19 protein-coding genes are annotated in these 23,129 nt (G+C 69.1%); 6 read left to right on the top strand and 13 right to left on the bottom strand.

The window, feature by feature from the left end:
* Positions 1-487: 487 nt before the first annotated feature.
* The 3 genes from ACWCQ1_RS17945 to ACWCQ1_RS17935 are packed head-to-tail and all read right to left on the bottom strand — an operon-like array spanning position 488 to position 2,045.
* Positions 488-898 carry a DUF6113 family protein gene (locus tag ACWCQ1_RS17945; RefSeq protein ID WP_133044457.1) on the bottom strand — a complete coding sequence of 137 codons (411 nt, stop codon included), beginning with the start codon at positions 896-898 and terminating at the stop codon, positions 488-490.
* Positions 895-1,806 carry an N-acetyl-1-D-myo-inositol-2-amino-2-deoxy-alpha-D-glucopyranoside deacetylase gene (mshB, locus tag ACWCQ1_RS17940; RefSeq protein ID WP_358594231.1) on the bottom strand — a complete coding sequence of 304 codons (912 nt, stop codon included), beginning with the start codon at positions 1,804-1,806 and terminating at the stop codon, positions 895-897. The genes ACWCQ1_RS17945 and mshB overlap by 4 nt, the downstream gene beginning before the upstream one ends.
* A 44-nt stretch (positions 1,807-1,850) precedes the next feature.
* Positions 1,851-2,045: a hypothetical protein gene (locus ACWCQ1_RS17935; RefSeq protein WP_058923418.1), complete on the bottom strand. Its 195-nt coding sequence runs from the start codon at positions 2,043-2,045 to the stop codon at positions 1,851-1,853.
* Positions 2,046-2,230: 185 nt separating this feature from the next.
* Between ACWCQ1_RS17935 and ACWCQ1_RS17930 the strand changes: the two genes are divergently transcribed.
* Positions 2,231-4,363: a prolyl oligopeptidase family serine peptidase gene (locus ACWCQ1_RS17930; RefSeq protein WP_451026864.1), complete on the top strand. Its 2,133-nt coding sequence runs from the start codon at positions 2,231-2,233 to the stop codon at positions 4,361-4,363.
* A gap of 110 nt (positions 4,364-4,473) precedes the next feature.
* On the opposite strand, the gene ACWCQ1_RS17925 is transcribed toward ACWCQ1_RS17930, so the two are convergent.
* The 5 genes from ACWCQ1_RS17925 to ACWCQ1_RS17905 form a co-directional block, all read right to left on the bottom strand.
* Positions 4,474-5,532 carry an ABC transporter ATP-binding protein gene (locus tag ACWCQ1_RS17925; protein ID WP_451026863.1) on the bottom strand — a complete coding sequence of 353 codons (1,059 nt, stop codon included), beginning with the start codon at positions 5,530-5,532 and terminating at the stop codon, positions 4,474-4,476.
* Positions 5,525-6,499 carry an ABC transporter ATP-binding protein gene (locus tag ACWCQ1_RS17920; RefSeq protein WP_451026862.1) on the bottom strand — a complete coding sequence of 325 codons (975 nt, stop codon included), beginning with the start codon at positions 6,497-6,499 and terminating at the stop codon, positions 5,525-5,527. The genes ACWCQ1_RS17925 and ACWCQ1_RS17920 overlap by 8 nt, the downstream gene beginning before the upstream one ends.
* Positions 6,500-7,096: 597 nt before the next feature.
* On the bottom strand, positions 7,097-8,077 hold the full coding sequence (locus tag ACWCQ1_RS17915) for an ABC transporter permease (protein WP_358594243.1): 981 nt from the start codon (positions 8,075-8,077) through the stop codon (positions 7,097-7,099).
* Positions 8,070-8,993 carry an ABC transporter permease gene (locus ACWCQ1_RS17910; RefSeq protein WP_358594246.1) on the bottom strand — a complete coding sequence of 308 codons (924 nt, stop codon included), beginning with the start codon at positions 8,991-8,993 and terminating at the stop codon, positions 8,070-8,072. Before ACWCQ1_RS17910 ends, ACWCQ1_RS17915 begins: the two co-directional genes overlap by 8 nt.
* A gap of 6 nt (positions 8,994-8,999) precedes the next feature.
* Positions 9,000-10,628 (bottom strand): peptide ABC transporter substrate-binding protein, encoded by a 1,629-nt coding sequence (locus tag ACWCQ1_RS17905; protein ID WP_451026861.1) that lies wholly within the window; start codon positions 10,626-10,628, stop codon positions 9,000-9,002.
* Between the two features lie 379 nt (positions 10,629-11,007).
* Here ACWCQ1_RS17905 and ACWCQ1_RS17900 point away from each other — a divergent pair, with 379 nt between their 5' ends.
* The 5 genes from ACWCQ1_RS17900 to ACWCQ1_RS17880 are packed head-to-tail and all read left to right on the top strand — an operon-like array spanning position 11,008 to position 16,878.
* The gene (locus ACWCQ1_RS17900; RefSeq protein ID WP_451026860.1) at positions 11,008-12,876 is read left to right on the top strand and encodes an ABC transporter substrate-binding protein; all 1,869 of its coding nucleotides are present in this window, start codon (positions 11,008-11,010) and stop codon (positions 12,874-12,876) included.
* Positions 12,877-12,879: 3 nt separating this feature from the next.
* A complete protein-coding gene (locus tag ACWCQ1_RS17895) occupies positions 12,880-13,962 on the top strand; it encodes an ABC transporter permease (protein WP_451026859.1) in 1,083 nt (360 codons plus the stop codon).
* Entirely contained in the window at positions 13,959-14,867 is a 909-nt protein-coding gene (locus ACWCQ1_RS17890) for an ABC transporter permease (protein WP_451026858.1), read from the top strand. The genes ACWCQ1_RS17895 and ACWCQ1_RS17890 overlap by 4 nt, the downstream gene beginning before the upstream one ends.
* Positions 14,864-15,862, top strand: coding sequence for an ABC transporter ATP-binding protein (locus tag ACWCQ1_RS17885; protein ID WP_358594255.1), 999 nt, complete (start codon positions 14,864-14,866; stop codon positions 15,860-15,862). The genes ACWCQ1_RS17890 and ACWCQ1_RS17885 overlap by 4 nt, the downstream gene beginning before the upstream one ends.
* On the top strand, positions 15,859-16,878 hold the full coding sequence (locus ACWCQ1_RS17880) for an oligopeptide/dipeptide ABC transporter ATP-binding protein (RefSeq protein WP_451026857.1): 1,020 nt from the start codon (positions 15,859-15,861) through the stop codon (positions 16,876-16,878). Before ACWCQ1_RS17885 ends, ACWCQ1_RS17880 begins: the two co-directional genes overlap by 4 nt.
* 167 nt (positions 16,879-17,045) lie before the next feature.
* Here the strand turns inward: ACWCQ1_RS17880 and ACWCQ1_RS17875 are convergent, their stop codons facing one another.
* The 5 genes from ACWCQ1_RS17875 to ACWCQ1_RS17855 all read right to left on the bottom strand — a co-directional run bounded on the left by ACWCQ1_RS17875 (position 17,046) and on the right by ACWCQ1_RS17855 (position 22,877).
* On the bottom strand, positions 17,046-18,191 hold the full coding sequence (locus tag ACWCQ1_RS17875) for an ABC transporter ATP-binding protein (protein WP_358594261.1): 1,146 nt from the start codon (positions 18,189-18,191) through the stop codon (positions 17,046-17,048).
* Complete coding sequence (locus ACWCQ1_RS17870) at positions 18,184-19,245, bottom strand: ABC transporter ATP-binding protein (RefSeq protein WP_451026856.1); 1,062 nt, start codon at positions 19,243-19,245, stop codon at positions 18,184-18,186. Before ACWCQ1_RS17870 ends, ACWCQ1_RS17875 begins: the two co-directional genes overlap by 8 nt.
* Positions 19,246-19,256: 11 nt before the next feature.
* Positions 19,257-20,195, bottom strand: coding sequence for an ABC transporter permease (locus ACWCQ1_RS17865; protein ID WP_133044444.1), 939 nt, complete (start codon positions 20,193-20,195; stop codon positions 19,257-19,259).
* Positions 20,188-21,114, bottom strand: a complete 927-nt coding sequence (locus ACWCQ1_RS17860) for an ABC transporter permease (protein ID WP_133044443.1) — start codon at positions 21,112-21,114, stop codon at positions 20,188-20,190. The genes ACWCQ1_RS17865 and ACWCQ1_RS17860 overlap by 8 nt, the downstream gene beginning before the upstream one ends.
* Before the next feature lie 140 nt (positions 21,115-21,254).
* Positions 21,255-22,877 (bottom strand): peptide ABC transporter substrate-binding protein, encoded by a 1,623-nt coding sequence (locus ACWCQ1_RS17855; RefSeq protein WP_358594265.1) that lies wholly within the window; start codon positions 22,875-22,877, stop codon positions 21,255-21,257.
* Positions 22,878-23,129 lie beyond the last annotated feature (252 nt).

Genomic DNA, 23,129 nt, shown 5'->3' with positions numbered 1-23,129 from the left:
GGGATCGGCGGGAGCGTCCACGGTGGCCGTGGCCGCGCCCGGTGCCGCGGTGGGGAGTTCGGTCTCGCCGGTCTCCTCGGAGGTGCCGGCGTCCGCGACGGGCGTACGCACCACGACCGGCGGAATCGGCCGAGATCCGGGGATGTTGATCCGGATCCGGGTCGTCAGCGTGGTCTCGGTCTTGCGTTCCTCCGGCCGCTCGGCCGAACGGCCCGTGTCCGAACCGGCGTCGGATGCCGCGGGGGTGCCGTACGGCGGCGTGCCGGACGGGTATGCGGCTCCGCCGCCGCGCCCGTTGGGCCCGGAGGACGGAGTGTCAGTTTCACGACTCAAGGCAGGTTCTCCCGGTTGGCTCCGCCGCCCGACATGACCTCACGGGCAGCTCGGCGGCGCGCACCACCATACTGGCCACTTCTGGCGCGTATCCCACGACCGCCGGGGAAACCCACACCGGACTCGCACGCCTGGTTAACGGCCAAGTGGTACGTCACTTGGCAAGTCGGACGTCACGCCCCGTTGGTTGCCGCCCCTGCCCAAGGGTGGCGCAGATCACAGCAACGGCCATCCCGCCGAGCAGGAAGAGGTACGAGCCCCCTCCGGCCCCGAACAGGAAGTCGCCCTCGGGTCTGCTGGCGGTGAGCAGGATGACGGCGATCACCCAGCCGGCGGCCGGTGCGATCGATCCGCCCCGGCTGCCGGTGACCCGTCCGCCGCCGAGCAGCAGCCCGGCCTCGCCGGCGAGCGCGAGCAGCAGCCCGCCGGGGAACCAGCCCGCCTGCACGAGCGCACCGGCGGCCCCGACGACCGCGCCCAGCACGAACAGCCCGAGGAACAGCAACGCCCGCCCCGCGGAGGGCCGCTGAAGCGGTTGCGCGAGCATCGAGCCCCGCTCACTCATGACGCCTCCCTGGCACCGCTACCGTCACCGGGGCCGGCGTAGCCGCCGTCACCGACACCGACCCCGAGCCCGGCGAAGAGATCCGTCTCCCGCACCCCTCCTGCCCTCTCACCTCTGACCAACTCGTAGTACTCGGTGGTGAACAGGGGTTGCGCGAGTTCGTTGGAGAGCGCGAAGTACGGCGGCGCGACCTCGATCTGGGTCGCGTGCGCCCGCATGGCGGCGGCCTTCGCGTCCGCGTACGCGGTGCCGTCGATCTCGGCGGTGATCCGGTCGTCCTCCACCACGCCCGGGACGTCGTCGACGACGGCGGCCTTGGAGAAGGGGAGCGCGGGCAGATCCTTCGCGAGCCGGGCGAAGGCCTCCTCGGCGACCGGCCGGGGCACCCGGTTCCAGTACACCTTGGGGATCTCCCAGCCCTGCCCCGCCGCCAGCTCGGCCGCGCGCATGGCGACGCGGTGGGCCTGGATGTGGTCGGGGTGTCCGTAGCCGCCGTTGTCGTCGTAGGTGACGAGGACCTGGGGGCGTACCTCCAGGATCACCTCGGCCAGGTGGGCGGCGGCCTCGTCGAGGTCGGCCTGCCAGAAGCAGGCGGGGTCCTCGTTGTCGGACAGGCCCATCATCCCGGAGTCGCCGTAGCGGCCGGGGCCGCCGAGCAGACGGAAGTCCTCGACGCCGAGCTCCCGCATGGCCGCGGTGAGCTCGGCCAGCCGGTACTCGCCCAGGGCCGCTCCAGTGAGGTGCCGCAGGCCCGGCGGGATGACCTCGCCGCGCTCACCGAGAGTGCAGGTGACCAGCGTCACCCGGGCGCCCTCGGCCGCGTACCGCGCCATGGTCGCGCCGTTGTTGATCGACTCGTCGTCCGGGTGCGCGTGCACCAGCAGCAGACGCCGGGGTGGTTCCGTCATGGGTCCACCCTACGAGGCACCGCTGACAGCGCGGCGCAGCCCGGTCAGAACTTGATGCTGCCGATCATGCTCGCGATGTTCGTCGTCAGATCGTTGATCGTGGGTGCGACGGTCGAGGAGGCGAGATAGAACCCCAGAAGGATGCAGACGACCGCGTGCCCGCCCTTCAGCCCGGACTTCTTGACCAACAAGAAGACGACGATCGCCAGCAGCACCACCGCCGAAATCGAGAGTGCCACGGCGGCTCACCTCCAAAGATCCCAAGAGCGCGGGGGTCGGACCAGGGGGCAGAAATCCCGGCAGATAAATCCACAAGGACCAGCAGGTTCATACCCACTGTGCGGTAGTGATCATAACTATCCGGACCTGCGCATCGATCGGCGCACGGCCGCACAAGGGGGCGCATGGCCAATATGGTCGGGGCATGACGACGACGTCCGACTCCTTCCCCCGCAGGCACGCCCGCACCCAGCGTTTCACGCTCGGCGCGCCGCGCTCCTTCACCGTGGCGCCCGACGGCGCCCGTGTCGTGTTCCTGCGTTCCGGTTCCGGTACGGACAGGGCGAATTCGCTCTGGGTCCTCGATGTGGACAGCGGCACGGAGCGGGTGGCGGCCGACCCGCGCACCCTGCTCGGCGGCGCCGACGAGGACCTCTCGCCCCAGGAGCGGGCGCGCCGCGAACGCAGCCGTGAGGGTGGTGCCGGCATCGTCGGCTATGCCACCGACGGGGACGTGGAGTTGGCGTCTTTCGCGTTGTCAGGACGGCTTTTCACGGCCGAGCTGCGGGCCGGCACGGCACGTGAACTCCCCGCCCCGGGACCGGTGATCGACCCACGCCCCTCCCCCGACGGCCGGCACGTGGCGTACGTGGCGCGGGGCGCCCTGCGGGTGGTGGGCGCCGAGGGCGAGGGTGAACGGGTTCTCGCCGAGCCGGAGTCGGAGAACGTCACCTACGGCCTGGCCGAGTTCATCGCGGCCGAGGAGATGCAGCGTTCGCGGGGGTTCTGGTGGTCGCCCGAGTCGGACCGGCTGCTGGTCGCGCGCGTGGACGACATGCCGGTACGTCGCTGGTGGATCTCCGACCCCGCCCATCCGGAACGTGATCCACAACACGTCCCGTATCCGGCGGCGGGCACGGACAACGCGGACGTACGGCTGTTCGTGATCGGCCTGGACGGGGCGCGCACGGAGGTCGTCTGGGACTGGGCGCGCTATCCGTATCTGGCGCATGTGCACTGGTCAGCGGCGGGTGCCCCGCTGCTGCTCGTCCAGGCGCGGGACCAGCGCAGCCAGCTGTATCTGGCGGTGGACCCGGACACCGGGGCGACCCGGCTGGTGCACGCGGACGAAGATCCAGTTTGGCTGGATCTTTTCCCCGGGGTGCCCTGCTGGAGCCCCTCGGGACGGCTGGTGCGGATCGCGGACGAGGGCGGCGCGCGGGTGCTCGCGGTGGGCGAACGCCCGCTCACCGGGCCTCAGTTGCACGTCAGGGCCGTGCTGGACGTGGCGGACGAGGACGCGCTGGTCTCGGCCTCGGCGGGCGAGGAGGCCGAGCACCCGGAGACGGGTGAGGTGCATGTCTATCGCGTCAGCGAACGCGGCCTGGAGCGCGTCTCGCACGAGCCCGGCGTGCACTCGGCGGTGCGCGCCGGGGGCGTGACCGTGCTGGTGTCCGCCACGCCGGACCGGCCGGGCGCCCGCGTGCAGGTGCTCCGGGACGGCAAGCAGACGGCGACCATCGCCTCGTACGCCGAAAATCCCGGTATGTCCCCGCGCGTGACGCTCACACGGGGGGGCGCACGGCGGATCCCGTGCGCCGTGCTTATGCCACGGGACTACCACGGGGACAGTCCCCTCCCGGTGCTCATGGATCCCTACGGCGGCCCCCATGGGCAGCGGGTGGTCGCCGCGCACAACCCGCATCTCACCTCGCAGTGGTTCGCCGACCAGGGCTTCGCGGTGGTCGTCGCGGACGGCCGGGGCACCCCGGGCCGCTCCCCCGCCTGGGAGAAGGCGGTACGGGACGACCTTGCGGCGGTGGTGCTGCAGGACCAGGTGGATGCGCTCCAGGCACTTGCCGGCGACTTCCCGCTCGACCTCTCCCGGGTCGCGATCCGCGGCTGGTCCTTCGGCGGTTATCTCGCGGCGCTCGCGGTGCTGCGCCGCCCGGACGTGTTCCACGCGGCGGTGGTGGGCGCCCCGGTCACCGATCTGCGCCTGTACGACACCCACTACCAGGAGCGCTACATCGGCCACCCCGAGGAGCAACCGGAGGTCTACCGGCGCAACTCGCTGATCGACGACGCGGGACTGGTCGACGCCGCCGATCCGCACCGCCCGATGATGATCATCCACGGTTTCGCCGACGACAACGTGGTGGTCGCCCACTCACTGCGGCTGTCCTCGGCGCTGCTGGCCGCCGGCCGCCCGCACGAGGTGCTGCCGCTGTCCGGGGTCACGCACATGACTCCGCAGGAGGAGGTCGCCGAGAACCTGCTGCGGCTGCAACTGGACTTCCTGCGGCGTTCGCTCGCACAACCGCGCAAACAGGGATGAACCGCGTTAACACGCAGGCAACTTGACGGAAGCGGTCCCGATATACGGACACGCGAGTCTGAACAGCGTACGGCCGTGCGGGTGCCGTAAACGGACCGGGGTGCGCCATGTCACCCCGGTCCGTTGCCTTCCCCCTCCGGGGGGACGACCGTCTTCTCCTCCGCGAAGTGGCACGCCGAGTCGTGGGCGGCCGGGCCGCTCGTCATGCGGAACTCGGCCGGTACCGCCAGCAACGGCACCTCCAGGGCGCAGCGCTCGCGGGCCTTCCAGCAGCGGGTGCGGAAGCGGCAGCCGGAGGGGATGTCGGTCGGGGACGGGACGTCACCGGCGAGGATGATCCGCTCCCGGTGCTCACGGGCCTCCGGGTCGGGCACGGGGACGGCGGACAGCAGGGCCTGGGTGTAGGGGTGCGTGGGGTGGTCGTAGATCTCCTGGTCCCGGCCGATCTCCACGATCCGCCCGAGGTACATCACCCCGACCCGGTCCGAGATGTGCCGCACGATGGACAGGTAGTGCGCGATGAAGACGTAACTCAGCTCGAAGTCGCTCTGCAGGCTCGCCATCAGGTTGATGACCTGCGCCTGCACGGACACGTCCAGGGCGGAGACCGGCTCGTCGGCGACGATGACCTCCGGGCGCAGCGCCAGGCCCCGGGCGATGCCGATGCGTTGGCGCTGGCCGCCGGAGAACTGGTGCGGATAGCGGTTGATGTACTCGGGGTTGAGCCCGACGACGTCCAGCAGCTCCTGCACCTTCTTGCGCCGGTCGCCCTTGGGCGCCACCTCGGGGTGGATCTCGTACGGCTCCCCGATGATGTCGCCCACCGTCATACGGGGGTTGAGCGAGGTGTACGGGTCCTGGAAGACCATCTGGATGTTGCGGCGGACGGACTTGAGGGCCTTGGCGGACAACTTGCCGATGTCCTCGCCCTTGTACTTGATCAACCCTTGCGTCGGCTGCTCGAGATTGACGAGCATCTTGGCGACCGTTGACTTGCCGCAGCCCGACTCCCCGACGATGCCGAGGGTCTCTCCCCTGTTGAGCGTGAAGTCCACACCGTCGACGGCCTTGACGGCACCGACCTGTTTCTTGAACAGGATGCCCTGGGTCAAGGGGTAGTGCTTGACCAGTCCACTCACTTCCAGGATCGGCTCAACGTGGTCAACCATTGAGGCACTCCTTCCAGAAGTGACAGGCACTGCCCCTCACTTGATCAACCTCGTACAGGGGAGGCTCGTCGGTGCGGCAGACCTCCTGGGCCATCGGGCAGCGGGGGTTGAAGGCGCACCCCGGAGGGATGTGCATCAGGTTGGGCGGCAACCCCTTGATCGCGTACAGCTCCTGGCCCTTCTGGTCCAGGCGGGGGATGGAGTCGAGGAGCCCGCGCGTGTAGGGGTGGGCGGGCGCCTTGTAGATGTCGTGCACCGGTGCCGACTCGACGATCCGGCCCGCGTACATCACGGCGATCTTGTCGGCGACGTCCGCGACCACGCCGAGGTCGTGGGTGATGAGGATGAGCCCCATGTTGTACTCGCGCTGCAACTCCGCGAGCAGGTCCATGACCTGGGCCTGGACGGTGACGTCGAGGGCGGTGGTGGGTTCGTCGGCGATGATCAGGGCCGGCTCCAGGGCGAGGGCCATCGCGATCATGATGCGCTGGCGCATGCCGCCGGAGAACTGGTGCGGATAGTCCTTGACGCGGGCCCTGGCGGCCGGGATGCGCACGCGGTCCATCAGCTCGATCGCCCTGGTCCGGGCGTCCTTGCGTGACATCCCGCGGTGCACGACGAACATCTCACCGAGCTGGTCGCCCACGGACAGCACGGGGTTCAGGCAGGACAGGGCGTCCTGGAAGATCATCGCCATCTCGGCGCCGCGGACCTTGCGCCGCTCCTCCTCCTTGAGCTTGAGCAGATCCCGCCCCTGGAACAGGACCTCCCCGCCGGTGATGCGCCCGGGCGGCATGTCGAGAATCCCCATCACGGCCTGCGCGGTGACGGACTTCCCCGACCCGGACTCCCCCAGCACGGCCAGCGTCTCCCCGGCGTCCACGCTGTAGTTCACCCCGTTGACGGCCTTGGCCACGCCGTCCCGAGTCCGGAACTCCACCTGCAGCTCCCGCACGTCCAGCAACATGCCGCCACCTCACCTCAGCCCCGGCGAGCGCACCCCGCCGAATGAACGAATGTCCGCCCGCGCCGCGAGGTGTCGGCTCGGCCTCGAATGCGGGGCGGCAGCGCGCGTCCCCGAGCCAGACGAACGGCAAGGCCCCGCCCCCCGCACGCACCGAGCCTGCCGCGATCCGACCAGCGGCCCCGGCCCGAGGACGTCACACACGAGTGCGCCCCGCCGGATGAACGAATGTCCGCCGACACCGGCCCGCACGAGGGCCCGAGGCCGCCGACAGCCCACGACGGCTGCCGAAACGCCGGAAACCGTCCGAGGACGCGCCCAGCCATCAGCCCACCCGTACGAGGACCACCCGCCGCCCGCACCGCAAGCCGTCGGCTCGGCACCGGACGGTCGGCGGCAGCGCGAGTCACCGAGCCACACGAACGGACCGGCCGGCAACGCACGGCAACCGCCGGGTGCATGGCGGCCCGTGTCGCCGGCCACGGCGAACGCCGACGCAACTGCGCCCACGCCACCGTGCCCCGGGGCGCGACAACCGTCAGGTGCATGGCGGCCCGTGTCGTCGGCCACGGCGAACGCCGTTCTTCGCGTCATGCGTCCTCACCTCAGCTTCGGGTCGAGGGCGTCGCGGACCGCGTCGCCCAGCATGATGAAGGCCAGGACGGTGACGGCCAGGGCGCCGGCCGGCCAGAGGAGCATGTGCGGGGCGTTGCGGATGTAGGGGGACGCGGCGGAGATGTCGATGCCCCAGCTGACGTTCGGGGGTTTGAGGCCTACACCGAGGAAGGACAGGGTCGCCTCCAGGGCGATGTACGTGCCGAGCGCGATGGTCGCCACGACGATCACCGGGGCGACCGCGTTGGGCGCGATGTGCCGCAGCAGGATGCGGGAGTTGGAGGCGCCCAGGGAGCGGGCGGCCTGGACGTAGTCGTTCTGCTTGGCGGTGATGACGGACCCGCGGGCGATACGGGCGATCTGCGGCCAGCCGAGCAGCACGATGAAGCCGACGACCGGCCAGACCGTGTTGCTGGTGACCACCGAGAGCAGGACGAGACCGCCGAGGACGACCGGGATCGCGAAGAAGATGTCGGTGATCCGGGAGAGGAACGAGTCCGAGACCCCGCCGAAGAACCCCGCGAGCCCGCCGAGCACCGAGCCGAGGAGCGCGACCCCGAGCGTGGCGCAGACGCCGACCGTGACGGACGTACGGGTGCCGTAGACCGTGCGCGTGTAGACGTCGCAGCCCTGGCCGTCGAAGCCGAAGGGATGGCCGGGCTGGGAGCCCTCCTGGGCCTTGGCGAGGTCGCACTTGAGGGGGCTCATCCAGGTGATCGCCGAGGGCCACAGGGAGATGAGGACCAGGAAGAGGATCACGACGGCCGAGATGATGAAGACCGGGTTGCGGCGCAGGTCGCGCCAGGCGTCGGACCAGAGGGAGCGCGGCTTCTGCTGTGGGCCCGTGCCCTCGGGGGCGCCCGTCGTCCGCTCCAGGCTCTCGCCCTCCGCCGTGGCCAGGTCGATGGCGCCGCCCATGCCGGTGCCGGCGATGGAGCCCTCCGGTTCGTACGGCTGCTCAGGCATAGCGGATCCTCGGGTCGAGTACGGCGTACAGCAGGTCGACCAGCAGGTTGGCGACGAGGAAGACCAGGACCAGGACGGTCACGAAGCCGACCACCGTCTGGGTGTTCTGGCGGAGGATGCCCTGGTAGAGCTGATAACCGACGCCGTGGATGTTGAAGATCCGCTCGGTGACGATCGCGCCGCCCATCAGCGCGCCGATGTCGGTGCCGATGAAGGTGACCACCGGGATCAGGGAGGTGCGCAGCAGGTGGCGGATGATCACCCGCTGCCGGGGCAGACCCTTGGCCACGGCCGTGCGGACGTAGTCGGAGCGCCGGTTCTCCGCGATGGAGGTGCGGGTCAGCCGGGCGACGTAGGCGAGGGAGACGGACGCGAGGACCAGTCCCGGCACGGTCAGTTCGCCGAACGTGGCGTCCGTGGAGACCGACGGCTTGATCCAGCCCCACTCGACGCCGAGCAGCAGTTGCAGCAGCAGGCCGGTGACGAAGGTGGGGACGGAGATGACCACGAGGGTGAGCAGGAGGACCGAGGTGTCGACGGGCCGCCCGCGCTTCAGCCCCGTGACGACGCCCAGCGTGACGCCGATGACGATCTCGAAGAGGATCGCGACGATCGTCAGCCGGATGGTGACGGGGAACGCGCTCGCCATCAGCTCGGTGACCTTCTGCCCGTTGAACGCCGTACCGAAGTCGCCGGTGAAGACGTTCCCCATGTAGGTCAGGTATTGCTGCCACACTGGCTTGTCGAGCCCGAACTCCTTCTTCAGCTGGGCGGCCGTGGCCGGGTCGCACTGCCGCTCACCGCACAGGCCCGCGACGGGGTCGCCCATCACGTTCACCATCAGGAAGATCAGCAGCGTGGCCCCGATGAACACCGGGATCATCTGGAGCAGACGCCCGACCACGTACCGTCCCACGGCGGCTCAGCCGACCTTGATCTCGTTGTAGACCGGGACGCTGAACGGGTTGAGGGCGACGTTGGAGAGCCGGTCGGACCAGCCGGCGCTGCCGTTCTGGTACCAGAGCATGATGGCGGCCATGTTGTCCCGTACGACCTTCTCGGCGCTCTGGAACAGACCGATCGCCTTGCCGGCGTCGCTCTCGGCGTTGGCCTGGTTGACGAGCGTGTCGAAGTCCTTGTTGGACCACTTGCCGTCGTTGGAGGAGGCGTTGGTGTAGTAGAGGGGCTGCAGGAAGTTCTGGATGAGCGGGTAGTCCATCTGCCAGCCGGCCCGGAACGGCCCGGTCATCTTGTGCTGCCCGATCTGGTTGCGGAAGTCGGCGAAGGTGCCGACCGGGTTGCCGACGCAGGCCTTGTCGTTGCCGAGCGCGTTGTTGATGGAGTTGCACACGGCGTCCACCCACTCCTTGTGCGAGCCCGTGTCCGCGTTGTAAGTGATCTTGACCTGGCCGCCGGGCAGCCCGCCGCCCTCCTGGATCAGCTTCTTGGCCTGGCCGGGGTTGTACTGGCAGCCCTCCCCGCACAGCCCGTCCTGGAAGCCGCCCGCGGCGCCGAGCACCGGTGAGGTCCAGTCGGTGGCCGGGGTGCGGGTCTTCTGGAAGATGGTGTCGGTGATCTGCCGGCGGTTGATCGCCATGGACAGGCCCTTGCGGACCTTCTCCGAGCCGCTCTTGTTCCAGGCCGGGTCGTAGAAGGGGAAGGCGAGGGTCTGGATGATGCCGGCGGGGGTGTTCAGGTACCGGCCCTGGAGGTCGCTCTTGACGTTCTTCAGCTGGGCGGCCGGGACGTCGTCGACCAGGTCGAGGTTGCCGGCCATGAGGTCGGTGTAGGCGGTGTTGTTGTCGGTGTAGACCTTGAGGTCGACTCCGCCGTTCTGCGCCTTGTCGGTGCCGGGGTAGGCGTCCCACTTCCTGAGGGACATCTTCGAGCCCTTGGCGTACGCCTGGACGGTGTACGGGCCGTTGCCGACCGGCTTCGCGATCCAGCCGGCGTGGTCGGTGAAGAACGCCTGGGGCAGCGGGTCGTAGGCCGCGTAGCCGAGGGTGTCGGGGAAGGTCGAGAACTTCTGGCTGAGCTTGACGGTGAAGGTCTGCGGGCCGGTGACCTTGAGGCCGGAGAGGGTGGTGGCGGTCTGCGCGCCGGTGTCCGGGTGCACCTTGTCGTAGCCCTCGATGTACCCGTAGAAGTACGCGTTCTTCTGGTTGTTCTTCAGGCTCGCCCCGTAGTTCCAGGCGTCGACGAAGGACTTGGCGGTGACCGCCTCGCCGTTGCTGAACTTCCAGCCGCTCTTGACGGTGACGGTGAAGTTCTGCGAGTCCGTGGTGTCGATCTTCTCGGCGAGCATGTCCTCGGCGGCGCCGGTCTTCGGGTTGTACCGCTTCAGTCCGCGGAAGATCATGTCGAGGACCTTGCCGCCCTGCACCTCGTTGGTGTTGGCCGGCTCCAGCGGGTTCTGCGGGTCGCCCCAGGACGAGCTGAGCACCCCGCCACCGTCACCGCCACCACCGCTGCTGCCGCTGCCGCAGGCGGTCGCCGCGAGGGCGACCACCACCGCGCATGCGGCCCATGGGGCGTGCGTGGCTCCACGCATGGAGTGCCTCCTCAGAATGACGGTCCGTTACCGGCGAATATCCGGGCGCGCAATACATTCCGCACATTCGGCGCGCCCGTTCGCGGGACGGCCGTCCGGAGGACAGTGCCGCCGCACGGGTGAGGCGCGGGTGAAGGCACGGTCACCGACAGGCGCCAGCGCTCCACCAGGACACCTTCACCGGTCTGGACCAATATTTGCGATCCCGAACATCAACTCGCCCGTTTTCGCAGGCCACATGAGGTTTCGCGGGCCGTTGACGCGCGCAGACACCCGCTGATAGACACACTCATCACCCAGCTGGCGTCACCAGGCAGAACCCGGTCCTGCAGTCCGAACAAGCCGTCCCTGTGCGAGCGATGACGCGAGGTCACGATTCATGAGCCCACAAGAGCAGCACGGCGCAAGGCGTTCACATCCGAGAAGCCATCGATCCCGCACGCCCCGGCTCGTCGCCCTCGCCGGCGCCCTCGCTCTGACGTCCTCGGCGGCCCTCGCGACCCCGCTCAACCCGGCTCCCCAGCAGGCGCGGGCGGCCGGGGACAAGGTCCTCACCGTCGCGGTCGCCCAGAGCGTGGACTCGCTCAGCCCCTTCCTGGCGGTACGGCTGCTCAGCACCAGCATCCTGCGGCTGACGTACGAGTACCTCACCGACTACGACCCCGGTGACGCGCACCCGGTGCCCGGCCTCGCCACCAGCTGGAAGCCGTCCGCCGACAAGCTGACCTGGACCTACACCATCCGCTCGGACGCGAAGTGGTCGGACGGTCAGAAGGTGACGGCCCAGGACGCGGCCTGGACGTTCAACAAGATGATGACCGACCAGGCGGCCGCCACCGCGAACGGCAGCTTCGTCGGCAACTTCCGCGAGGTGACGGCCCCCAGTCCCACCCGGCTGGTCGTCCGCCTGAAGAAGCCGCAGGCCACCATGACCGCGCTCGACGTGCCGATCGTGCCGGAGCACGTCTGGAAGAAGGTCACGGACTTCTCGAAGTTCAACAACGACAAGTCCTTCCCCGTCGTCGGGGACGGGCCCTTCGTCCTCACCGAGTACAAGGCGGACAGCTATGTCCGGCTGAAGGCCAACAAGAGCTTCTGGCGCGGGGCGCCCAAGTTCGACGAGCTGGTCTTCAAGTACTACAAGGACCAGGACGCCGCCGTGGCCGCCCTGCGCAAGGGCGAGGTCTCCTTCGTCGCCGGCCAGCCCGCCCTGACGCCGGCTCAGGCGGCCTCCCTCAAGGGCCAGTCCGACATCAAGGTCAACGACGCCCCCGGCCGCCGCTTCTACGCCCTGGCGACCAACCCGGGCGCGAAGGCGAAGAACGGCCAGAAGTTCGGCGACGGCGACCCGTCCCTGCTGGACCAGCGGGTGCGGCACGCGCTGTTCCTGGCGGTCGACCGCAAGACGATCATCGACAAGGTGTTCCAGGGCCACGCGGTCGAGGGCCAGGGCTACATCCCGCCCCGCTTCTCGACGTACTTCTGGAAACCGGACCCGGGCCAGGAGCTCGCCTACGACCCCGCCAGGGCCGCCCAGCTCCTCGACCAGGCCGGGTACAAGAAGAACGCCGACGGCAAGCGGGTCGGCAAGGACGGCAAGCCGCTGAACTACCGCGTCCTGTGCCACGCCACCGACCCCAACGACAAGGCGGTCGGACAGTACCTCAAGGAGTGGTGGGCGAAGCTCGGCATCGGCATGAGCCTGGACTGCCTGGACAACGTCACCGACCCCTGGCTCGCCGGCAAGTACGACCTCGCCTTCGACGGCTGGTCCGTCAACCCCGACCCGGACTACGTGCTGTCCATCCACACCTGCGCCGCCCTGCCCGCCACCCCGAAGGACACCGGCGCGACCGACAACTTCGTCTGCGACAAGACCTACGACGAGCTGTACGCCCGGCAGCTCGCCGAGTACGACCCCGGCAAACGGGCCGGCATCGTCAAGCAGATGGAGTCGCGGCTGTACGACCTCGGCTACATGAACGTCATGGCGTACCCGAACGCCGTCGAGGCCTACCGCACCGACCAGATCAAGTCGATCGAGACGATGCCCAGGGCCGCCGGCAACATCTACGGCCAGGACGGCTACTGGAGCTGGTGGTCCGCGGTCCCGGCCGACTCCGGCGACTCCTCCGGCGGCAGCTCGACCGGCGTGATCATCGGGGTCGTCGCGGGTATCGTGGTCCTCGCCGGGGCCGGGGCCTTCCTCGCGCGGCGCCGGCGCGCCACCGCCGACGACCGCGAGTAGGCCGTGTCCATCCAACCGACGGCGCCCGACTCGGCGTCGGCAGCGGTCGACAAGGCCGCCGTACCGGTCCCCGCCGGTACGGCGGCCCGTGGCCCACGGGCGCGGACCGCCACCGCGTATCTGCGCTACGGGGCGGCCAAGGCGGGCGGCGCCGCCGTGTCGCTGCTCGCCGTCCTGGTCACCGGCTTCTTCCTGTTCCGGCTGATCCCGGGTGACCCGGTCAAGACGATGACCGGCGGCCGTCCGGTGTCGGCCGGACAACTGGCCGAGTACCACAAGGAGTTCGGCCTGGACCTGCCGCTGTGGGAGCAGTTCGCCGACTACTGCCGCAAGGCGCTCACCGGCGACCTGGGCACCTCGTACCAGTTCCGCACCCCGGTCATCGACAAGATCACCGAGGCGCTGCCGAACACCCTGCTGCTGACCGGCACGGCCTTCGTCCTCTACACCGCGCTCGGCATGTTCCTCGGCACCCGCTCGGCCTGGCGGCACGGCGGACTCGGCGACAAGCTCAACACCGGCCTGGCGCTGACCCTCTACTCCGTCCCGTCCTTCTGGCTGGGCCTGCTGGTCATCATCGTGTTCGCCGTGGGCCTCGGCCCCATTCCGGGCCTGTTCCCGACCGGCGGCATGGAGTCGGGCGGCAAGGAGGGCTTCGCCTACGTCCTCGACGTCGCCCACCATCTCGTCCTGCCGGTGGTCACGCTGGTCGCGGTCGAGTACGGCCAGACGCTGCTGGTCACCCGCTCGGCGCTGCTCGACGAGATGGGCAGCGACTATCTGACGACCGCCCGCGCCAAGGGCCTGAGGGACGACCTGGTGCGGCGCCGGCACGCGGTGCCGAACGCGCTGCTGCCCACGGTCACCCTGGTCTTCGTCAACCTCGGCCGGACCGTCGCCGGCGTCATCCTGGTCGAGACCGTCTTCTCATGGCCGGGCCTCGGCGGGCTGTTCTACCAGGCCCTGAGCGTGCCCGATCTGCCCCTGGTGCAGGGGCTGTTCCTCTTCTTCGCCTCGTCGGTGATCGTCATGAACACTCTGGCCGACCTGGTCTACCCGCTGCTCGACCCCCGGGTGGGCCGATGACGACCGACACCGCGCCCGGGCCCCGCACGCTGGCCTGGCAGCGCCGGCGCCGCTCCGCCGCGCGGTTCTGGCGGCAGTACCGCACCCACCGCGCGGGCCTCGTCGGGCTGGCCGCGCTCGCCCTGTTCGCGCTGGTCGCGCTGACGGCCCCGCTGACCGTCGGCTCCGGGGTGACCGGGGTGACCGACGCGCCGGGCAGTCCGCTGCAGGCGCCGAGCGGTGAGTTCCCGCTGGGCACCGACCGGTTCGGGCGGAACCTGCTCGGACTGGTGGTGTGGGGCTCGCGGGTCTCGCTGCTCGTGGGGCTGCTCGCGGCCGTGCTGTCGGTGGTGATCGGCACGGTCGTCGGGATCACCGCCGGGCACTTCCGGGGGGTGTACGCGACCGTGCTGATGCGGATCACCGACTGGTTCCTGGTGATGCCGGCGCTGGTGCTGGCCATCGCGCTGACCACGGTGATGCCCCACTCCCTGGGCACGGTGATCCTCGCGATCGGCGTCACCTCCTGGCCCACCACGGCCCGGCTGGTGCGCGCGCAGACGCTGGCGGTCGAGTCACGGCCGTACATCGAGCGCGCGAAGGCGCTCGGCGGCGGTCACTGGCACGTCATGAGCCGACATGTGCTGCCCAACGTGATGCCGCTGGTGCTCGCCCAGACGACCCTGATGATCTCCTCCTCCGTCCTCGCCGAGGCGACCCTGGCCTTCCTGGGCCTCGGCGATCCGACGGTGATCTCCTGGGGCGGGCTGCTGCAGGACGCGCGGGAGGCGGGCGCGGTCAGCTCCGGCGACTGGTGGTACCTCGTGCCGCCGGGCATCGCCATCGCGGTGGTCGCGCTGGCGTTCACCCTGTGCGGGCGCGCGGTCGAGTCGGTTCTCAACCCCAGGCTGGGGGTGGCCCGTTGACGCTGCTGGAGGTCCGGAACCTGGAGGTGACCTACCCGGGCGGGGCGGCCGCGGTACGGGGCGTGGACCTGTCCCTCGCGGCGGGCCGCAAGCTGGGCATCGCGGGCGAGTCGGGGTGCGGCAAGTCGACGCTGGCGCTCGCGCTGCTGCGGCTGCTGCCCGCCGGGGCGCGGGTGTCCGGGGAGGTCCTGCTGGACGGCGAGGACGTCCTGACCATGCGGTGGGGGCAGGTGCGGGCGGTGCGCTGGGCGGGGGCCTCGATCGTCTTCCAGGGCGCGATGCACTCCCTCAACCCCGTGCACCGCGTGGGCGACCAGATCGCCGAGCCGATCCTGCTGCACCGCAGGGCGACGGCGTCCGCGGCGCGTGAGAAGACCGGCGAACTGCTGGAGCACGTGGGCCTGCCGGCCTCCCGCGCCTCCGCCTACCCGCACGAGCTCTCCGGCGGTCAGCGCCAACGCGTGATGATCGCCATGGCGCTCGCCTGCGACCCCCGCCTGATCATCGCCGACGAGCCGACCACGGCACTGGACGTGATGATCCAGGCACAGATCCTCCGGCTGATCGAACAGCTCGTGGCGGAACAGGACGTGGGTCTCGTCATGATCAGCCACGACCTGGCCGTCCTCGCCGACACCTGCGACCGGCTGGCGGTGATGTACGCGGGCCGGATCGTCGAGGAGGGCCCCGCCCGGCAGGTCTACGAGGACGCCCGGCACCCGTACGCCAAGGCCCTGTCGGCCGCCTTCCCGCGCATCGGCGACCCGGCCTCCCGGTTCGCCCCCCGCGGCCTGGCCGGCGACCCGCCCGACCCGTCCGAGCTGCCCTCGGGCTGCACGTTCCACCCACGGTGCCCGGAGGCACTGGACCGCTGCGCCACGGAGGACCAGCCGCTCCGCGACGCGGGACCCGGCCGAGAGGCGGCCTGCGTGCACGTGGGCGCGCCCGGACCGGGACCGACGGCTGCGGCAGAGGACGCGAGGAGTACGACATGACGACGGGGAGTCCTGCCGAGCGTCCCGAACCGGCGGCGACGGCGCTGCTCAGTGCGCGGAGCCTGCGGGTGACGTTCCCGGGGCGGCGCGGGGAGGCGGCCGTGCGGGCCGTGGACGGCGTGGAGCTGGACCTCCGGGCCGGGGAGATCGTGGCGCTGGTCGGCGAGTCGGGCTGCGGCAAGACGACGCTGGCGCGCACCCTGCTGGGGCTGGTGAAACCGACGGAGGGGCAAGTCCGGTTCGCAGGGGCGCCGTTGGAGTACACCTCCCGAGCCCTCAAGGCATACCGCCGACGCGTCCAGCTCGTACTGCAGGACCCGAGCGGGTCGCTGAACCCTCGGCACACCGTGTACGACGCGGTGGCCGAGGGGCTGCGGATCCACGGGTACGGCGGCGACGAACGCACCGCCGTGGCCTCGGCGTTGTCCCGGGCGGGGCTGCGTCCCGCGGAGCGCTTCTTCCTGCGCTACCCGCACGAGCTGTCCGGCGGTCAGCGCCAACGCGTGGTCATCGCGGGCGCGTTGGTCCTGGAACCGGAGCTCATCGTCGCCGACGAGCCCGTGGCGTCACTGGACGCGTCCGTGCGCGGCGAGATCCTGGCGCTGCTGCTGCGACTGCGCACGGACCTGGGCCTGTCCGCCCTGGTGGTCACCCACGACCTGGGCCTGGCCTGGAACATCGCGGACCGCGTGGCGGTGATGTACCTGGGCCGGATCGTGGAGACGGGCGACGTGGAACAGGTCCTCACCGCCCCCCGGCACCCCTACACCCAGGCCCTGTTGTCGGTCCTCCCGGAGGCGCCGGGCGCCCCGCTGGTCCTGACCGGCGAACCCCCGGACCCGTCCCGCATCCCCCCGGGCTGCCGCTTCCACACCCGCTGCCAGATCCTGTCCTCGGGCGAGGCGGACACCACGGGCGTCGCAAGCCGCTGCCGCACGGAGGACCCCGAGATCCTGACCGCGTCCCCCGTCCCACAGGTCGCCTGCCACTGGGCGCGGGCACGGGTGACCACATAACCCCGCGCTACGTCACGGGCGGTGCCACGAACACCCCAAGGGGCGCGGGGAACTGCGCGACCAGCCACGACGGCGCCACGGCCGACGGACAACCCCCGCCCTGAACGCCAGTTCCCGGCACCAGCCAAACTCGGGGTACCGGGAACAAGGGCTCAGCCGCCGCAGGCTTACGCGTGGACGACGTCCTTCTCCTCCGCGAAGTGGCAGGCAGACTCGTGGGCGGCCGGAGTGTCGGCGCCCTTGAAGCGTTCCGGGATCGCCAGCACGGGCACCTCCTCCGCGCACTTGTCCTGGGCCTTCCAGCAACGGGTGCGGAAGCGGCAGCCCGAGGGCGGGTTGGCCGGGGACGGCACGTCACCGGTGAGGATGATCCGCTCGCGCTGCTCCCGCGCCTCCGGGTCCGGCACCGGAACAGCCGACAGCAACGCCTGGGTGTAGGGGTGCGTCGGGTGCTCGTAGATCTGCTCGTCGGAGCCGATCTCGGCCATCTTGCCCAGGTACATCACGCCGACCCGGTCGGAGATGTGCCGGACGATGGACAGGTCGTGCGCGATGAAGATGTACGACAGGTTGAACTCGTCCTGCAGCCGCTCCATCAGGTTGATGACCTGCGCCTGGACGGAGACGTCCAGCGCCGACACCGGCTCGTCGCAGATGATCACCTCGGGGTTCAGGGCCAGACCGCGCGCGATGCCGATGCGCTGACGCTGACCACCCGAGAACTGGTGCGGATAGCGGTTGATGTACTCCGGGTTGAGCCCGACGACGTCCAGCAGCTCCTGCACCCGGCGCCGCCGGTCACCCTTCGGTGCCACCTCGGGGTGGATGTCGTACGGCTCCCCGATGATGTCACCCACGGTCATCCGCGGGTTGAGCGAGGTGTACGGGTCCTGGAAGATCATCTGGATGTTCCGGCGGACCGCCTTCAGCGCCCGCCCGGACAGCCTGGTGATGTCCTGGCCCTTGTAGAAGACCTCGCCGGAGGTGGCCCGCTCCAGGTTCATCAGCAGCTTGGCGACCGTCGACTTGCCGCAGCCCGACTCACCCACGATGCCCAGGGTCTCGCCCTGGTGCAGGTCGAAGGAGATGCCGTCGACGGCCTTCACCGCACCGATCTGACGCTTGATGACGATGCCCTGGGTCAGCGGGAAGTGCTTGACCAGGTTGCGCACCTGAAGGATCGGTTCGCCCCGCTCCACCGGCGCGTCGAGCGCGGCCACCGCCTCCGTCTCGGAGTTGACGTCGGCGACCTCCACGTCGGAGACGTTCGGCGTGGCGTCCTGCGGCTCGGCGGCCGGGGTCGTCTCAGCCATGGATCGTCTCCTTCCAGAAGTGGCACGCGCTGGCGCGGCCGGGCAGTTCGCTGCCGTCCGCCTCGGTCACCGGGACCAGCGGCGGGCGGTCGGTGCGGCAGATGTCCTGCGCCTTCTCGCAGCGCGGGTTGAAGGCACAGCCGCTGGGCACCTTCAGCAGGTTGGGCGGCAGACCCTTGATCGCGTACAGCTCCTGGCCCTTCTGGTCCAGACGCGGGATCGAGTCGAGCAGACCGCGGGTGTAGGGGTGGGCGGGACGCTTGTACAGCTCGTGCACCGGCGCCGTCTCCACGATCCGGCCCGCGTACATCACCGCGATCTTGTCGGCGACGTCCGCGACGACACCGAGGTCGTGGGTGATGAGGATCAGGCCCATCTGGTACTCGCGCTGGAGCTCCGCGAGCAGGTCCATCACCTGGGCCTGCACGGTCACGTCGAGGGCCGTGGTGGGCTCGTCGGCGATGATCAGGTCCGGCTCCAGGGCGAGCGCCATCGCGATCATGATGCGCTGGCGCATACCGCCGGAGAACTGGTGCGGGTAGTCGTTCACCCGGGCCGCGGCGGCCGGGATGTTCACCCGGTCCATCAGCTCGATGGCCTTGGCCTTGGCCGCCTTGCGGGACATCCCCTGGTGGACGCGGAACATCTCACCGAGCTGGAACCCCACGCTGAGCACGGGGTTGAGCGCGGAGAGCGCGTCCTGGAAGATCATCGCGATGCGGGCACCGCGCAGCTTGCGCCGTTCCTCGGCGGACATGGTGAGCATGTCCTCGCCGTAGAACCGGATCTCCCCCTGGGGGATGCGGGCCGGCGGCATGTCGAGGATGCCCATGATCGCCTGCGCGGTCACGGACTTGCCGGAGCCGGACTCGCCGAGCACGGCCAGCGTCTCCCCGGAGTTCACCGAGTAGTTGACACCGTTGACGGCCTTCACCACGCCGTCGCGGGTCTGGAACTCGACGTGCAGGTCGCGCACTTCGAGCAGCGGGCCCTTGCCCTTGCCGTCGCCGGACAGGGACGCCGGAGCGGCGTCGGTCGGGTCGATGATGGTCACGTACGCCTCCCTCAGCGCATCTTGGGGTCGAAGGCGTCGCGGACCACGTCGCCGAGCACGATGAACGCCAGCACGGTGAGGCTCAGCGCGCCGGCCGGGAACAGCAGCGCGTGCGGCGAGGTCAGGAACCGGTCCTGGGCGTCACTGATCATCAGACCCCAGGAGATGTTCGGGGACTGGATGCCGATGCCCAGGTAGGACAGGGCGGCCTCGGCCGAGATGTAGACGCCGAGGTTCATCGTCGTGATGACGATGACGGGGGCGAGGGTGTTGGGCAGGATGTGCCGGAAGGCGATCCGCCACGAGTCCGCGCCCAGCGCCCGGGCGGCCGTCACATAGTCGTTGTACTTGTTGGAGATGACCTCGCCGCGCATGATCCGGAAGACCTGCGGCCAGCCGAGGATCGCCATGATGAACGAGACCGACCAGACGTCGCCGCCGCCCCAGATCGACATGATCAGCAGACCACCGACGATCAGCGGCAGCGCGGAGAACACCTCGGTGATCCGGGACAGGACCGCGTCGATCCAGCCGCCGACCAGACCGGCCAGCATGCCCAGCAGACCGCCGATCAGGGTGGTGACCACGGTCGTCACCACACCGACGACGATCGAGTTGCGGGTGCCGTACACGGTGCGGGTGTAGATGTCGCAGCCCTGCACGTCGAAGCCGAACAGGTGCCCGGACGTGGGCGGGTTCATGGAGTTCTGCAGCTGGCAGAACCCGTCGGAGTACGGGGAGCGGGCCGTGAACAGACTCGGCGCGATCGCCAGGGCGAGCAGGCACACGATGATGAACGCCGTCACCAGGAACATGGGCCGCTTGCGCAGGTCCGTCCAGCCGTCCTTGAGCAGGCTGGCCTGCCGGGCCGCCGCCTTCTCCTCGGCCTCGATCTCCTTGGCGATGGCGGCCTCGTCGGTGGTGGGCCTCTCTATCGTCTTCTCACTCATAGCGAATCCTCGGGTCGAGCACGGCGTACATCAGGTCTACGAGGAGGTTGGCGACCAGGTAGATCAGCACCAGCAGGGTCACCAGACCGACCACGACGGGCCGTTCACGCAGATAGACCGACTGCGCCAACTGGCCACCGATACCGGGCATGTTGAACACGCGCTCGGTGATGATGGCGCCGCCCATCAGGGCGCCGAGGTCGAAGCCCAGGAAGGTGACGACCGGGATCAGCGAGTTGCGCAGCGCGTGCAGACCGATGACCCGCCGCATGGGCAGGCCCTTGGCGATCGCCGTGCGGACGTAGTCGGCGCGGATCGACTCGCTCATGCTCGTCCGGGTGAGCCGGGAGATGTACGCCATGGAGGTCGAGGCGAGGACGATGGCGGGCAGGATGTAGCTCTGCGGCCAGCCCTTCTCGATACCGGCGACCGGCGTGATCTTGAGGTTCACACCGAACTCCAGCTGGAGCACGCTGCCGAGCACGAACACCGGGATCGAGATGAGTACCAGCGTCGAGATCAGCACGACGTTGTCGACGAACTTGCCCTTCTTCAGGGCGGAGAAGACACCCGCGACGATGCCGATCACGGCCTCGATCGCGAACGCGGTCAGACCCAGCTTGAGGGTGATCGGGAACCGCTCCGAGACGATGTCGGAGATGGCACGTCCGTTGTACGTCTCGCCGAGGTCACCGGTGAAGACGCCGCTGATGTAGTGCCAGTACTGCTGGTAGAGCGGCTCGTTGAGGTGGTAGTGCGCGCGGAGGATCGCCGCGACGTTGGGGTCGGCCCGCTTGTCGCCGGCCAGTGCCTGGATCGGGTCGCCGGGCAGAGCGAAGACCAGGCAGAAGATGATGAACGTGACGCCTATGACCACAGGGATCACCTGCAGCAGGCGGCGCACGACGTATCGGCCCATGGGTACTCCAGAGGGGGTGCTCGACCCGACCGTGGCCGAGGGGAGAGCACGGTCGGACGGGAGACGGCGCAGAGGTGAGCAGGGGAAGGGTATTCCTCCCCCTGCTCACCCCGTACCGTTCAGGACTGCTCAGAACCTGGTCAGCTGAGCTTGACCTGGTCCCACAGGATCTGGTGACCGGCGACCTTCATCGACTTGATCTTGTCGCTGAAGCCGGCGTTCATCGTGTAGAAGTACACCGGGATGTACGGCAGGTCCTTCAGCAGCACGTCGTCGGCCTGCTGGTAGATCTTGATCGCTTCCTCGTGGGTCGGGGCCTGGTCGCCCTGGACGAGGAGCTTCTCGAACTGCTCGTTGACGTAACCCGAGTAGTTCGAACCGTTGGTGATGGCGTCCTTGGAGAAGATCGGACGGAGGTAGTCCTCCATGTCCGGGTAGTCCATGCTCCAGCCCATACGGAACGCGCCCTGGTACTTCTTGGCGTCCAGGTCGTTCAGGATGGTCTGGAACTGCTCGAACGGCTTGGCCGTCACCTTGATGCCGAGGGCCTGCTGGATCTGGTTGGCCACGGCCTCGACCCACTCCTTGTGGCCGCCGTCCGCGTTGTAGCCGATCTCCAGCTTGTTGCCCGGCAGACCACCGCTCTGCTTGTAGAGCTCCTTGGCCTTGGTCGGGTTGTAGGTGCAGGAATCGCCGCAGGCGCCCTTGCGGTAGCCGTCGATGATCGGGCTGATGTAGTCGTCCGCGGGCGTACGGGCGCCCAGGAAGATCTTCGACGTGATCGTCTTGCGGTCGATCGCCATGGAGATCGACTTGCGCAGGTCGGCGTTCTGGAAGGCCTTGTTGTACTTGATCGGGAAGCCGATGTAGCCGACGGCCGAGTCGGCCTCGTCGATGTAACGGCCCGGCAGGTCCTTGTGGTACGTCGGCAGGCCCGAGTTGGGGATCGTCAGCAGCGTGTCGAGGTTGCCGGCGACGAGGTCCTTGTAGGCCGTGTCCAGGTTCGAGTAGATCTTGAAGTTGACACCCTTGACCTCGATCTTCGAGGCGTCCGGGTACTTGTCGTACTTCGTGGTGTCGATCTCCTGGTTGTGCTTGAACGTGCCCTTCATCTGGAAGGGGCCGTTGCCGATCGGGGCCTCGCCGAAGCCCTTCGGGTCCTTGAAGAACGCCTTGGGCAGCGGGACGAACGCCGTGAAGGACAGCTGCGACGGGAACGCGGAGAACGCGCCGTCGAGGGTGACCTGGAGGGTGTTGTCGTCGATGGCCTTCAGACCGGAGAGCTTGTCGGTCTTCGGCTTCTTGCCCTCGCCCGGGTTCAGGTCCGCGTAGCCCTGGATGTGGCTGAACAGCGGGTTGGTCTGCTGGGCGTTGGTCTGGTTCGCGCCGTAGTTCCAGGCGTCGATGAAGGACTGGGCGGTGACCTTCTCGCCGTTGTGGAAGGTGTAGCCCGACTTCAGCTTGATCGTCCAGACCTTGTTGTCCTTGGACTCGATCGACTCAGCCATGGCGTTGACGACCTTGTTGTCGGCGTCAAGCTTGGTCAGACCCGTGAAGAGGGCGTTGATGACCTGGCCGCCCTCGGTCTCGTACGTGTTGGTCGGGACCAGGCTGTTCTGCGGCTCACCGATCTCCACCGAGACCACGCCGTTGCCCTTGCCACTGCCCGAGCTGCCGTTGTCCCCGCCGCCGCCACAGGCCGTCGCACCCAGCGCCACTACGGCGGCTATCGCAACCCACTTGGCGCTCTTGGCACCACGCATGGGGCTCCTCCTCATGAGTCCATTGGTTCACCGCATGGGGGAGCACATGACACATCACCGTTACCGGTGCCTGAAATGGTCAGGTGCCCCCGCGCTCGATGAGTCGGCGCCGCTGCAGCGCGTGACCCGTTGATCCGAGCTCTACGCGCCTAACTATCTGCCATGCACCGGGGCCGAACCACTCCCCCAAGGTCTCGGTTCGATCACACCTTGCGCGAACATCTTCCAAAATCCGGACAAAGGGTTTGCTGA

The organism is Streptomyces sp. NPDC002144 (assembly GCF_053593695.1).
This window is presented reverse-complemented; position numbering and strand designations above follow the sequence as displayed.